12 protein-coding genes are annotated in these 13,266 nt (G+C 61.0%); 9 read left to right on the top strand and 3 right to left on the bottom strand.

The genetic code is table 11. The features are described from left to right. The first annotated feature begins 9 nt into the window (after positions 1–9). The 3 genes from Q7S58_RS06450 to Q7S58_RS06440 all read left to right on the top strand — a co-directional run bounded on the left by Q7S58_RS06450 (position 10) and on the right by Q7S58_RS06440 (position 4,435). Positions 10–1,194: an acetyl-CoA C-acyltransferase gene (locus Q7S58_RS06450; RefSeq protein ID WP_304822264.1), complete on the top strand. Its 1,185-nt coding sequence runs from the start codon at positions 10–12 to the stop codon at positions 1,192–1,194. Between the two features lie 211 nt (positions 1,195–1,405). Continuing rightward, positions 1,406–2,401: an NHL repeat-containing protein gene (locus tag Q7S58_RS06445; RefSeq protein ID WP_304822261.1), complete on the top strand. Its 996-nt coding sequence runs from the start codon at positions 1,406–1,408 to the stop codon at positions 2,399–2,401. 18 nt (positions 2,402–2,419) lie between these two features. Next, positions 2,420–4,435 carry a thaumatin family protein gene (locus Q7S58_RS06440; RefSeq protein WP_304822259.1) on the top strand — a complete coding sequence of 672 codons (2,016 nt, stop codon included), beginning with the start codon at positions 2,420–2,422 and terminating at the stop codon, positions 4,433–4,435. A gap of 11 nt (positions 4,436–4,446) precedes the next feature. Here the strand turns inward: Q7S58_RS06440 and Q7S58_RS06435 are convergent, their stop codons facing one another. After that, positions 4,447–5,712 carry an MFS transporter gene (locus Q7S58_RS06435; RefSeq protein ID WP_304822255.1) on the bottom strand — a complete coding sequence of 422 codons (1,266 nt, stop codon included), beginning with the start codon at positions 5,710–5,712 and terminating at the stop codon, positions 4,447–4,449. Positions 5,713–5,800: 88 nt separating this feature from the next. Continuing rightward, on the bottom strand, positions 5,801–6,952 hold the full coding sequence (locus tag Q7S58_RS06430; protein WP_304822252.1) for an ABC transporter permease: 1,152 nt from the start codon (positions 6,950–6,952) through the stop codon (positions 5,801–5,803). Positions 6,953–7,149: 197 nt separating this feature from the next. On the opposite strand from Q7S58_RS06430, the gene Q7S58_RS06425 reads away from it, so the two are divergent. The 6 genes from Q7S58_RS06425 to Q7S58_RS06400 all read left to right on the top strand — a co-directional run bounded on the left by Q7S58_RS06425 (position 7,150) and on the right by Q7S58_RS06400 (position 12,122). Then, entirely contained in the window at positions 7,150–8,598 is a 1,449-nt protein-coding gene (locus Q7S58_RS06425) for an amidase (protein WP_304822249.1), read from the top strand. Positions 8,599–8,713: 115 nt separating this feature from the next. Beyond that, positions 8,714–9,316, top strand: coding sequence for a LemA family protein (locus Q7S58_RS06420; protein ID WP_304822247.1), 603 nt, complete (start codon positions 8,714–8,716; stop codon positions 9,314–9,316). Between the two features lie 50 nt (positions 9,317–9,366). Then, the gene (locus tag Q7S58_RS06415) at positions 9,367–10,101 is read left to right on the top strand and encodes a YgcG family protein (protein ID WP_304822245.1); all 735 of its coding nucleotides are present in this window, start codon (positions 9,367–9,369) and stop codon (positions 10,099–10,101) included. A 2-nt stretch (positions 10,102–10,103) separates the two neighbouring features. Further along, complete coding sequence (locus Q7S58_RS06410) at positions 10,104–10,703, top strand: hypothetical protein (protein ID WP_304822242.1); 600 nt, start codon at positions 10,104–10,106, stop codon at positions 10,701–10,703. Further along, the gene (locus tag Q7S58_RS06405) at positions 10,678–11,283 is read left to right on the top strand and encodes a hypothetical protein (protein WP_304822239.1); all 606 of its coding nucleotides are present in this window, start codon (positions 10,678–10,680) and stop codon (positions 11,281–11,283) included. Before Q7S58_RS06410 ends, Q7S58_RS06405 begins: the two co-directional genes overlap by 26 nt. 38 nt (positions 11,284–11,321) lie before the next feature. After that, positions 11,322–12,122: an alpha/beta hydrolase gene (locus Q7S58_RS06400; RefSeq protein ID WP_304822236.1), complete on the top strand. Its 801-nt coding sequence runs from the start codon at positions 11,322–11,324 to the stop codon at positions 12,120–12,122. Here Q7S58_RS06400 and Q7S58_RS06395 read toward each other — a convergent pair. Beyond that, complete coding sequence (locus tag Q7S58_RS06395; protein ID WP_304822233.1) at positions 12,116–13,162, bottom strand: phosphotransferase family protein; 1,047 nt, start codon at positions 13,160–13,162, stop codon at positions 12,116–12,118. The two genes, Q7S58_RS06400 and Q7S58_RS06395, sit on opposite strands and share 7 nt — an antisense overlap. Between the last annotated feature and the right edge of the window lie 104 nt (positions 13,163–13,266).

Below are 13,266 nucleotides of genomic sequence, written 5' to 3'. Positions count from 1 at the left end.
GAGTCCTTCATGAGAGAAGCCGTAATCGTTTCAACCGCCCGCACGCCGATCGGCAAGGCGTATCGCGGCGCATTCAACGATATCGAATCGCCGTCGATGGCCGCGCCGATTATCAAGGAAGCGATCAAGCGCGCGAAAGTCGAACCCGGCGAGATCGACGATGTGATCATGGGCGCCGCGCTGCAGCAGGGAACGCAGGGCTTCAACGTCGCACGCCAGGCCGCAATCGCCGCCGAGTTGCCGACCAGCATCGCGGGCCAGAGCGTCGATCGCCAGTGCTCGTCGGGCCTGATGAGCATCTCGATGGCGGCGAAGCAGATCATCGTGGACGGGATGCAAACCGTGGTCGCGGGCGGCGTCGAATCGATCAGCCTGGTGCAGAATGCGCACATGAACGCGTTCAGGCAGGCCGATCCCATCGTTCTGAAGCGCGCGCCCGCAGTGTACATGGCAATGATCGATACTGCCGAAATAGTATCGAAGCGCTACAACATTTCGCGTGAAGCGCAGGACCAGTATTCGTTCCAGAGCCAGCAGCGCACCTTCAAGGCGCAGCAGGCCGGCCTCTTCGATGCCGAGATCGTCGTGACCAAGGTGACCAAGCGCTTCGACGACAAGAAGACCGGCACGACGACGCATCAGGAGGTCACGCTCGAGCGCGACGAATGCAATCGTCCGGGCACCACGCTCGAAGGGCTGCTGCAATTGCCGCCGGTCAAGGGCCCCGGCGGATTCATCACCGCGGGCAACGCGAGCCAGCTTTCCGACGCCGCGTCCGCCTGCGTCCTGATGGAATCCAAACAGGCGGAAAAGCGTGGGCTGCATCCGCTGGGGATTTATCGCGGGATGGCGGTCGCGGGATGCGAGCCCGACGAGATGGGAATCGGGCCGGTGTTCGCGGTGCCGAAATTGCTCGAGCGCAACGGCCTCAAGATGGACGACATCGGGCTCTGGGAATTGAACGAGGCGTTCGCCTGCCAGGTGATCTATTGCCGCGATAAGCTCGGCATCCCCGACGAGCGCCTCAACGTGAATGGCGGCGCGATTTCGATCGGGCATCCGTACGGGATGAGCGGCTCGCGCATGGTCGGGCACGCGCTGATCGAAGGCAAACGGCGCGGCGTCAAGTACGTCGTGATCACGATGTGCGTGGGCGGTGGAATGGGAGCCGCGGGACTGTTCGAAGTCGCGTAACGCGTCGATCGTACTGGAATTTCGCAAAGCGATAGCGGCGGGGGAGATCGAAGCTCCGTCGCCGTTTTCTTTTGGTCGATAAACGCGACTCGCGCTTTTTTTCCAGCGAACTCATGTGTAGAATTCCCTCGCCGATCGAAGCCTATGCGTGGTTAGATGCTGTTGGGCGTGGCGTTGCGGCGTGTTCTATTAAAGTGCGACGGGGGAATCCTTGAGCAAACAATCGAAGGTGGCGCTCTGGCTGTTCTCGGCAGTCCTGCTCGCGAGCGCGGGATGCGGCAACGACGGGGGCGGCGCAGGCCCGGTATCGTCGTCATCGCAGAGTCTGATCGCGCCTAACGGCAACAGCAGCACAGTGACATTCTATCGGTCGAAGTCGAGCGGCGATGCGAAGCCGCGCAAAACGCTGACCGGGTCGAACACCACGCTCGACAATCCCCAGGACGTCTATGTGGATTCGGCCGGGGCGGTGTACGTCGCCAACGATCAGACAAATCCCCCGACCGAGAACTCCAATGGCAGCATCGCGGTGTTCGCCGCCAAGAGCTTCGGCGATACGGCTCCGACTCGAACGATCGTTGGCGATAACACGCGCTTGCAAAACCCCGAAGGTGTGATCGTTGACTCTGCGGGGCAGATCTACGTCGCGAACGCCGGCGGTAACACGATTTGCGTGTATCCAGCCGGCAGCAACGGCGACGCGGAGCCGATTCTCTCGATCAACGGACCTGCAACTGGATTGAGGATGCCCGAAGACGTCGCGCTCGATCAGGCCGGCGACCTCTTTGTCGCAAACACCGCGGCTAACTCGATTACCGAGTATGCACCCGGCGCAAACGGCAATGCGGCCTTCATCGCTCGCATCTATGGCCTCAGCACGAGCCTTAAGTCGCCCGACGCCCTTGCCTTCGACGCGTCCGGCAATTTGTACGTCGCGAATTTTGAGGGCGACAGCATCACCATCTACCCGCCCAACTCGAACGGCGATGTTCCACCGAGCGCAATAATCAGCGGCACCGCAACTGGAATCGATGGACCGGGCGGCCTCGCTATCGATCGCAAAGGCAATCTGCTCGTCTCGAGCAGCCTCAACAACAGCATCCTTACTTTTACTTCGGGTGCAAGCGGCGACGTCGCCCCGGTCGCGGTTCTTGCGGGTTCCGCGACTGCTCTCGACCTCCCATTTGGCATCGCTCTTAAGCTGTAGCCACAAGAAGGACCCTCGATGAATCGTCTTATTCGCTACTTCAGCCAATGCGCAATCATGATCGTCGCCCTGCTCTTGATATCAAGCCTGTCATCGAATAGTCGCGATGCGCTCGCAGCGGCGCCGACTACCCACGAGATCAATTTTGCCAATAACTGCCCGCAACCAATCTGGATCGCCGCTTTCAGCAAAGTCCAGGACGTGACGCCCGCCCATGGATGGGAACTGGCCCCATCATGCAACGCCGCCTCGGCCAATCCGTGTCCGGGATCCGGTTCGAAATGCGTAAACAGCCAGTGTAGCTGTCCCGCCGCGGCGGCTAGCAACACGACAAATTGCTACGGCGCCGCTTGTGTTGCGGGTGCGACTGGCAAGTTTCATTGCGCGACCGAGACTTCGCTGCTGGTACCAGCCGCGTATCCTAGCGCCCGGATTTGGGGACGCACCGGCTGTACCGGGTCGGGCGCGAACCTTAGCTGCGACACCGGCGACTGCGGTGGGAAACTGGACTGCTTCGGCGTCGGTACTGCCAATCGCGCGACACTATTTGAGATGAGTCTGGCGGGTCTGAGCGGTCAGGATAACTACGATGTAAGTCTCGTCAGTGGATATAATGTGCCGCTTACCGTGCAGGCGGTGCCACCGACTGACACTCTTGGCTGGAAACCCAGCAGCCCTTATCACAACGGGCAAGGCGGCTTGAAGCAATCGGTAATCACCGCCTCAGCGGGCTCCTTCGAGTGGTTGTTCAATGACGCCACCGGCAGCGCGACCACAGCTAATAGCGGAACCGTAGTGCCGAAATTTTCGACAGTGCTCGGCGGCAACGTGCCAGACCCTTCGACTTCCACTTCGCCCTATAAGCTGGCCTGGCGCACCACGACTTCCACCTGCCAGACCGGCGCTTGCAGTTACTCTCAAACGGCGCCCGATCCTTTGCTGACGACCTGCCCCGCGGTGCTGAGGGTTACTGACTCGAGTCTTAGCTGCACCGCCGCGAGCGATTGCCCCCGTAAGGCGCCATGTTCCGGCGGTCATTGTGTAACCGCCTGCGATTCGCCCGATGACTACTGCGCGGGAGCTGGAGCTGGTACGCCTACCTGCAGCGCACAGAACAATTCTTTCTTCCTATGCGCGAACAAGCTGACCACGGAACGCGATCCATTCGGCAATCCGATCAATTTAGTATCGGCGAATGCCGGCACGCCAATCTGCTTTTCCGCCGACGATTGCGCGCCCGGCACCAAGTGCATCTTCAATCCGACCTTCACCGCCGCAAGCAAGATCACTTTTCCAGCCGGCGCCGGAGTCTGCGTCCCTGGCAACGGAACCATCCCGCAGAACGGCGCATGCACCAGCACAGCCGATGATGGCAAGGTGTGCCCGTCGGCAAGCTTTATTTTTCCGTTTCCCGGCTATAAGTGCGGCACGCTTACCAATGACGGCTCAGGCGCACAGCTAACCTTCTGCGTACCTCCTATAACCGCGACAGCCACAGGTAACGCCGCCTTCGGAGAGTTAGTTTGGAACGCTGACAACTTCACGGCGACTGCAACCACCTGCACTTCCGACAGCGGATGCGCCACCGGCCAGTATTGCCTCGAAAAGACCGTTCGCAAATTTCCGGCGAGCGGCGCCGTCCAGGCGCAAGCCGTCACCGAATGCTCGGGCGCAAGCGATCCCGAGGGATGCGTCTGCAACGACGTGAAATCCTGCTCGAGTAACTCCGACTGTACCGCCAGCACGAATTGCTTGAACAAACAGGGGCTGGCGTGCACCGGGGGACAATGCATCTGCCAGGTCAACTCGGTTTATACCGGCGTCTGCGGGGCCGTGAACCAAAACTGGACCAACGCCAATAATCAAATCAAGACCGGCAGCAACAATTACATTTCGATCTTCAAGGCTGCCTGCCCGAGCGCCTATTCGTACCAGTTCGACGATACCTCGAGCGATTGGAGCTGCACGAACACCACGAACCTACTGGTGAACTACACCGTCTCTTTCTGCGGAAACGGCGGCAAGGGATTGTGATTGCCTGGTCGCTAAGCCGCGCGCGACGGCGCGGGGGTCTCGAAAAGTAACTGCTCGTGACCAAGCGGACGGCATCGGAATATCGCGAACGCGCATACCATCAGGAACACCACGAAGGACCCAATCGCCATACTATAGCTGCCGGTCACATCGAAGATGCGACCGGTCGCGATTGGGCTTATCGCGGCGCCGATGGTGTAGAAGATTCCGGTGACACCCAGCACCGAGCCAAGCCGCCTGACTCCCAGTGATTCGATCATGACTAGCGGCGTCTGCACTGCTAGCGCGCCCCCGGCAAAGCCCGCACCAAGAACGCTTACCGCCAGCGCGATAGGATGCGCCGCCGCCAGCAGTGCAGCCGTTCCTAGCGATGCGAGCGTGTAGGTGCTCGTTAACGCTATCCTCGAGGTGAAGCGATCGGCGAGCGGACCGCCTAGCAGCATCCCGGCAGTAGTCATCAGCAAGTAGATGCTCACCACCGTCGCCGAGAAGGTCGGGCTATAGCCAACGCCGGTCAGATAGGCGACGAAGTGAGGCCCCAGGCCAAGTGACGAGCCGGCAAAAAACTGCGCCGCGCAGATCAGCCAGAACGATCGAGTCCTGGTCGCCTGCGATAGCTCCAATCCGGGCAGTTCGTACGACGCGCTATCGACCTGAACGCCCGGCACCGCGCTGGCGGCGTCGGCCGACTCGCGCCCTTCGGTCGAGTTTCGATTGCGGACAAAAAACACGATCAACGGGACCACTATCAGCAGGATCGGCAATGCCAACGTCACATAACCGACGCGCCAGCCGCTCGTTACGATTGCGTGGCTTGCGACGATCGTCATGACTGCGCCGCCGAGCGTGCTGCCGGAAAACGCGATACCCATCGCAAGGCCGCGCCGATGCTCGAACCAGTTCGCAATCAACAGCGAAACCGGAATGGAGGTCGAAGCGCCGACGCAAATTCCAAACAGGCCGTTGATTACGAGGAATTCTCCGAAACTGTTCGCGCGGCTGAGCGCGAGCCATAGCAGGCCGGTAATCGTGGCGCCGGTGACCATCATCTTTTTGGGATCGATTCGGTCGGCGAGCCATCCGATGAACGGGCCCGCCGCGCCGCCGGTCACCCATCCGATCGACAGCGCCACGGACAACTTCGCGCGCGTCCATCCGAAGTGTTTGAGCACGGGCACGAAGAACACCGCGCCGGAATTGATCGCGCCCCAGATGAAAAACATCGTGACGAAAATCGCGCCGACGATGATCCATCCCCGCCTTTCCCGAGCTGTCATAGATGCCTCGCTAATGCCTGACGTTTTCGACGCGCGAATCTTATCGCACTCACCTGCCGCTGCGACAGCGCAATAGTCGCGAGCCCGCTCAACCGACCGGGCGTAGCGAGCGCGCGACGCTGCCGCGAGTCGCGGTGAAAGCCGGCACCAGCGAACTGGCCGCGCCGATGATCGTAGCCACCGCGAAGCTGCTGATCAGCACCCGCGCCGACATCTTGAGCTGCAGCGCAATCGGGCCGAGTTCTGCCGCGAGATACGGCAGTGCGACGAATCCCGCCCGCGCCATCGCGCATCCAACCAGTCCGCCGAGTATCCCGATCGCGACGCCCTCGCCCAGGATCGCGACGACGATCGAATCGCGGGAGAAACCAATCGCGCGCATCACCGCGATTTCGCCGCGCCGCTCGCGCACCGCCATCGCAGCCGTATTGGCGGCGACCAGCGCGATCGCGAAAATGACGATCGCGGCCAGCGCCTTCGCCCCGTTGATCATCAGACTCATTTCGCCAACGCGGTTCTTGACCATCGCAGTTTCGGTCTCGGTTTGAGTTTCATCGGCCGAATTCGCGAACATCCGATCGATATCCGCCATCACCTGCTGCGTCGAATGCGAACTATCGATCTTCGACCAGATGATGTTGACCTTGCCCGGGCGTCCTATCAGTTCGTCGAGATAGTCGCTGCGAAAAATGATCACGACGCCCGGCGCGCGATCGCCGACTTCGCCGACGATTTTTATTTGCAGGTCGATCGGATACATGGTGCCGTGCAGAATTACGTTGTCGCCGATCTTCCAGCCGTACTGGCGCATCAGCGCGCGCGTGACCATGCAGGCGGAACGCGACTCGAGGAACTTCTGTTCAGTAGCTTCGCTGAGGCCCCAGTCCGGCCAGATTTGCCGAAAATTCTCGGGAGTCACTGCGATAGCCGGCAGTTGCACGCTTGGATCGCGGTAGGTGGCAAGGAAGAGCGTGTAAGCAGAAACGGCCTCGACATGCGGAACGGATTTTACTTGATGCAGGTATGCGACCGGCAACTGGTACATCACGCTGACCTTGCTGTGCGTAATGACGCGGAGCGAGTTGGCGCGATCGCGCAGGATCTGATCGACCAGCATCGGCAGGCTGGCGAGCGCCGCAAACACAAAAATCGACACTCCGATCGACAGGATCGTCAGGAGAGTGCGGCGCCTATTCCGCCCAAGATTTCGCAGTACCAGCGGTACCAGCTTCGCGACCATTTGAACCGCTCCGATTCAAGCCTATAGCGGAAGCATCGAGCGGAATGAACCCGCTCGCATCGGACGGGATGCCCCTTGCTGGTTGCGTTGCGGGGCCGCAGGCGATATGTCGCGAAGACCGAACGAGTCAATTCGCTCAGGATACAAGGAACGCAGCATCGAGGGACCTTATGACCAGGCAAGCCGAATCGAAATCAATGCCCATCCAATTCAAATCGGCGACCGATCTGATCGCGATGCTCAAGGCGCGGGAATTGAGCTCGCTCGAACTGCTCGATCTTCAGCTTGCGCGCGTCAAGGCTCACAACGACAACCTGAATGCCGTGATCGCGCTCGACGCCGACAATGCGCGGCACGCTGCACGGCGCGCGGATGAGGAGCGGGCGAGAGGTCATGCGTCGGGCGCGCTGCACGGGCTGCCATTGACGATCAAGGATTCGTGGGAAGTCGTGGGGATGCCGGCGACGTGCGGAATCGATGCGCTCGCGAATCATCGGCCGGCCCGCGATGCCGACGCGATTGCGCGCTTCCGTTCCGCCGGCGCGATTTTCTTCGGCAAGACCAACCTCCCGACCGGCGCCGCCGATCATCAGTCCTACAACGCGCTGTTTGGGCTGACGCGAAATCCGTGGAACGTCGAGCGCACGGTCGGTGGATCGTCCGGTGGCGCGGCTGCCGCGCTGGCGTCAGGTTTTACTCCGCTTGAATTGGGCAGCGATATCGGCGGTTCGATTCGATGCCCTGCTCATTTCAACGGCGTGTACGGCCACAAGCCGAGCTATGGAATCGTGCCGATGCGCGGCCACATTCCACCGCCGCCGGGGTCCCTGAGCGACTTTGAACTGGGCGTCGGCGGTCCGCTCGCGCGCAGCGCTTACGATCTGGAATTGGCGATGGACCTGCTCGCATCGCCGGCGGAACTCGATCAAACTGCGTGGTCGCTGAGAATTCCGGCGAGCCGCCACGAGAAGCTCAGCGATTTCCGGGTCGCGATGTGGGCCGACGCGAAGCACTACACGATCGATGCGCGCTGCCTGCAGGCGATGGAGGAATATGCAAACGATCTTCGCCGCGCCGGCGTGAAGGTCGATGACAAGGCGCGCCCGGAGATCGATCCCGTCGACAGCTACGACGTCTATCTCAACATCCTGATCGCCGTGATGGCCGCTGGCATGCCGCCGATTCCAGACACCTTTGCGCCCGACGATCGGAGCTATGCCGCACGATTCGCACGCGCCGGCCGACTGAGTTACCAGGAGTTCGCGCGCCACGCCGAGAAGCGCGAGCATATCAGCCGCGCGTGGCGCGCCTTCTTCGAAAAGTACGACGTCCTGCTATGCCCAATCATGCCGACCGTCGCGTTTCCTCATGACACGTCGAGCATCGAGGAAGGCGGGCAGTTCACGCGAACGCTGCTCGTCGATGGCAAGCCGCGCCCCTATCTCGACAACCTTCAATGGCCCGGGCTTATCACGGTTGCAAACTTGCCGGCGACGGCGGTGCCGACCGGCCGCATCGTCGATGGGATGCCGACCGGCTTGCAAATCGCGGGACCGTATCTCGAGGATCGCACGACGCTTCGCTTCGCGCAGTTGGCGGAAAAGGAATTCGGCGGATTCGTTCGTCCGCCGGTATTTCGCGATTAGAAAAACAGTCGCGCGAAATTTCCGAACCGTCGCGATACGACTTGGCCGCCGATTTGCCGCGCGTGATAGTCTCTTGGTCAGGTGATCCACGCGTCACCCAGGAGGCTACTTCCGCATGCGATCGAGGCAACTTAAGCCCCTCTCCTACTTTCTGATTTGCATCGCCGCGCTGCTCGCCGTCGAAGGATGCGGCATCAACCGATTGCCGACTTTCGACGAGCAAGTGAAGGCGGCGTGGAGCGAAGTTCTCAATCAGTACCAGCGCCGCGCAGATCTGATTCCGAACCTGGTCGAGACGGTGAAGGGTTATGCAAAGCAGGAACAGCAGGTGCTGACGCAAGTAGTTGAGGCGCGCGCGAAGGCGACTCAGATGCAACTGCCTCCGGATATCCTGTCGAATCCGGAGAAGTTCCACGAGTTCGAGCAAAACCAGGGCGCGTTGACCGGCGCGCTCGGACGACTGCTGGTGGTGACGGAAAATTATCCTGCGCTGAAATCGGACCAGAATTTTCTGGCGCTGCAATCGCAACTCGAAGGCACCGAGAATCGAATCGCAGTGGCGCGCCGCGATTACATCCTCGCGGTGCAGGCGTACAACACCGAGCTGAGGACGTTTCCGGGGCGCATCGTGGCGTCGATCGTTTACCCGAGCCTGAAAGTTCGCGAGACGTTCAGCATCAGCGAGCAGGCGAAGCAGGCGCCGACGGTCAAATTCTGATGCTCCAGCGCCGCGACAGAATCGACGATTGCACGCGAGCATCGTGCGCGATGCTCGTGCTGTTGATGTTGTTCGCAGCGCCGAGTTTTGCCGCCGAGCCGAAGTTTCCTGAACTCACCGGCCGCGTCGTGGATGATGCCGGCATCCTCGATCCTTCGACTACGAGCCAGCTCACCGAAATGCTGGCGCATCACGAGCAGACGACCGGCCAGCAAGTCGTCGTCGTCACCCTGCCGACGCTGCAAGGCTATCCGATCGAGGATTTCGGATATCAACTCGGTCGTCATTGGGGTATCGGCCAGAAAGGCAAGAACACTGGCGCGATGCTGATCGTCGCGCCGGCCGAACACAAGGTTCGCATCGAAGTCGGCTACGGACTCGAAGGCACTCTTACCGACGCGATCAGCCGCACCATCATCGAGCAGGATGTGGTGCCCAACTTTAAGCGCGGCGATTTCAACGCTGGCGTGCTCGCCGCGACCGCATCGATCGTGAAAGTGCTTGGCGGCGACGCCTCGATCGGCAGTGAAGCGACCTCGCCGCGAGTCTCGAACGATAACAATCTCAATTCAATGATCCCGATCCTCGCCGTGATCTTGATGATTTTGCTGATGATCCGGAGCCGCTTGGGAAATCGGAACAGCGTTGTTCGACGGATGGGTCGTTCATACGGCAATGACCCCTGGAGAGGCGGCGGTGGCGGATTTTCAGGCGGCAGCGGCGGCGGTGGATTCTCGGGTGGCGGGGGTTCATTCGGCGGCGGCGGCGCTTCGGGAAGTTGGTGATTGTGCAGAGTCGATTCACGCCTGAAGAATACGCGCGCATCGACGCCGCGATCGGAGCTGTCGAACGCAGTACCGCCGCCGATCTCGATCTGGTCGTCACCCGCGTCAGCGATCGCTATTCGCTTTATCCACCACTATCGGCCGCGCTAAGCGCGATCGCAGTTGCCGGCGTTCTCGCGATCCTGCGCCCGGCACTTAGTGCACGCATCGTGGTGCTGATCGAGTTGATAACTCTGATCGCGCTCACGATGCTGTTGGACTGGATGCCGATCAGGATGATGCTGGTGTCGAAGCGGATCAAGCAGACTCACGCGCGACAACTCGCGCGCCGCGAATTTGCCGCGCACGACGGCGGCAATCCCCATCAACGCCGGATTCTGCTGTTCGTGTCGCTCGGCGAGCATTACGTCGAAATCATTGCTGATCGTGCGACGCACGCGCTGGCGCCCGAGACCGTCTGGAGCAAAATCGTCGCCGATTTTCTTGCGACGGTGAAATCGGGACGTATCGTTGACGGCGTAATCGCTGCGATCGAGGCTTGCGGCGCCGTGCTGGCCACGTATCATCCTGTGGCTGATGACGATGAGGGCGCTCGGCGATAGCGTGCGAACGCGGCGGTTCGCGATTGTGGTTGGATTTCTGTGCGCGACGCTCGGCGGATGCTCGCGCGCCGCGGTCGCAAACTTACCCGCTGACGCGGGACCGGCGAACGCCGCGCTGAATGCTGGCGGAGCTGCCCTACTCTCGAGAAACGGAGTGGTTGTCCCGAAGGAGGAGTTGCAAGAGCATTGCAATCAATTGGCGCGCACCACACCGGGAATCGAGGAACTGCGCATGGAAAATGACGGCACTATCGAGAGCCGCCAATGGGTTTTGGTTGCGCATGATTCGGCGCCGCGATGGGCGGTCGTTAGCGCCAAAAATGATCCGTCGCGCGGATGGGCGCCGAAGCCGGGAATCGCTCAACTCGACTTCCGGCCGCAGCTTCGACCCGCGCTCACCAAAGGCGCCAGCCAATTCCTCGCCTACGCGCCCATACAATCCGACAACTACGATGAGAGCCTGAAAATCGCGACGGTAACCGAAGTCTTTGGCGGGCCGCAAGGCAAGTTCCAATGGCGAGGCAGAACCTACGGCTACACCCTCACGCCGGAACTGGTGTGCTTCCCGCGACTCGAATAGGTGCGACGATTCGCGCCCGGCTGATCGATCTGCGTGGGGTGTCGATACGCATTGTCGCCGCCTCGACGCTCTTTGCGATCATCATGATCGTCGCGGCCGGATGCTCCAGTTCGGCTGGTTACTCGACGCAAGCCGCCGCGGCGACGCCGGTCCCATCGCCGACACCGGCAAGTCTCGCCGGCTACGCGCAGCCGGATTTAGGCGGCGAGCATGTGTCATTCACCACTTCGGACGGCGTGCTGCTGCGCGGGCATCTCTATGGTCGCGGCGCGACGGGAGTGATCCTGGCGCACATGTACCCCGCCGATCAGTCGGACTGGACCGACTTTGCGAAAGTGCTCGCCGATCACGGCTATCAGGCGCTCACCTTCGACTTTCGTGGCTTCACCGAATCCGAAGGAAGATCGGGCACCGAGTTTGCCGATCGCGATTTGCTCGCGGCCTACGAATTCATGCGTCCGCGCGTCCCGACGATTTTCTTCGCCGGCGCAAGCCTCGGCGCCGAGGCTGCGATTCTCGTCGCGGTGGGAAACCCGGTAGCCGGCGTCATCTGCATTTCTGTGCCGTCTAGTTTCGGCGGTCTCGACGTCAGTCAGGCCGTGCGGGAAGTGAAGGCGCCGATACTGTTCGTGACTTCGACCGGCGATGCGCTCGTGGCGGGTCAGCCGGAGATCCTTTACAAGTCAGCGAAGGCGCCGAAGTCATTTCAATCCTTGCCGGGCAGCGCTCACGGCACCGCGATTCTTCACGGCCCGCACAGTCAGGAGTTGCAGAGCCTGATGCTCCGATTTATCGCCGCGAATCAACCGCACGCATCGGCTAATGAAGATCGTCAGTAAAGTCCGGCCAGCGCCTCGACGTATCTTTCAGCCCAATCGCGCAGCGAACCCATCTTCGCCGCAACCTCAGGCTCATGCCGCTGCACGTAATCCCAAATGATCAGCCGATCGTGCAGCATGTATGCGCGAAATCGCTCGGCGAATCCGTCGCGCGCCGGTCGCAGCTTCAGGTAAGTCAGCAGGAATTCGCGCGCGAGCGATGCGTTCTCATCGAGATAGCTGGCAACCGTCCGCGAAAGATCGCTTTCGCCGTCGCCGAAGTACGAGCCCGCCAAATCGAACACACCGCTCACGCGCCATCGCCCCGCTGTATCGCTCAAGACGACGTTGCCGAGCTTGTAATCCTCCATCACGAAGCACGGCTCGAACAAAATTCGCAGAGCGTCGTGCGCGGCGGCGAGAACTCGTTCGACCCAGTCCAGGTCCTCGCCATGGTCGGCGGCTTTCGAGCGCCGCGCAAAAGTTCTGATCAGTCCTTCGATTTGTTCGGCGCTGCCGATCCGTCGCGTCTCATCCTGATCGAGCGGCGCACGCGGAAACCACCACGCGATCTCATGCTCCAGGTCGAACGGCCGGATCGTGTTCGTCGCTAAATCCCAGCGGCCGGTCTCGCTATGAGTGAGAGATTGCATCGCAACCAGGTTTTCGGCCATCGCGCGCGCGATCGCGATTCGGTCCGTGTCTGACAGCCGGCCGCGCACTTCGCGATCGTCCACGTTGATTCCCGGCATCCGCGGCATAAGCACGTAGCTCCAGCCAAAGATCGCCCGCGACTCATCGATCAGGTAGGGCCACGAGACTGGAACCGACGTCCGGCGATGCAGTTCGCCAGTGTAGTACTGCTCGGCTGGAAACTGCGACGGAGTATGCGGCGCGCCCCGCAGCACGTACTGGCCCGCCGTGCTAGTCACGAAAACATTCTGTCCGAACAATCCGAACGGAACAGGTTCTGCTCGCAGCAACTCGCCCAGGTTGAAGTGGTTCAACGCCTGCTGGATTTGCGCATCAGTTATTGCGCCTAGTTGCTTCGAATATTCCATCTGCTATCCACCACCGGCGGACAGTTGGACTGTCTGGCGACAATCATTCCTGACCCGCGGCGATTCAGCTAGCAAAACTCGATGGTAAGAGAGGCGTACCGTGC

Origin of the sequence: Candidatus Binatus sp. (genome assembly GCF_030646925.1) — a bacterium.
GTDB lineage: Bacteria > Desulfobacterota > Binatia > Binatales > Binataceae > Binatus.
This window is presented reverse-complemented; position numbering and strand designations above follow the sequence as displayed.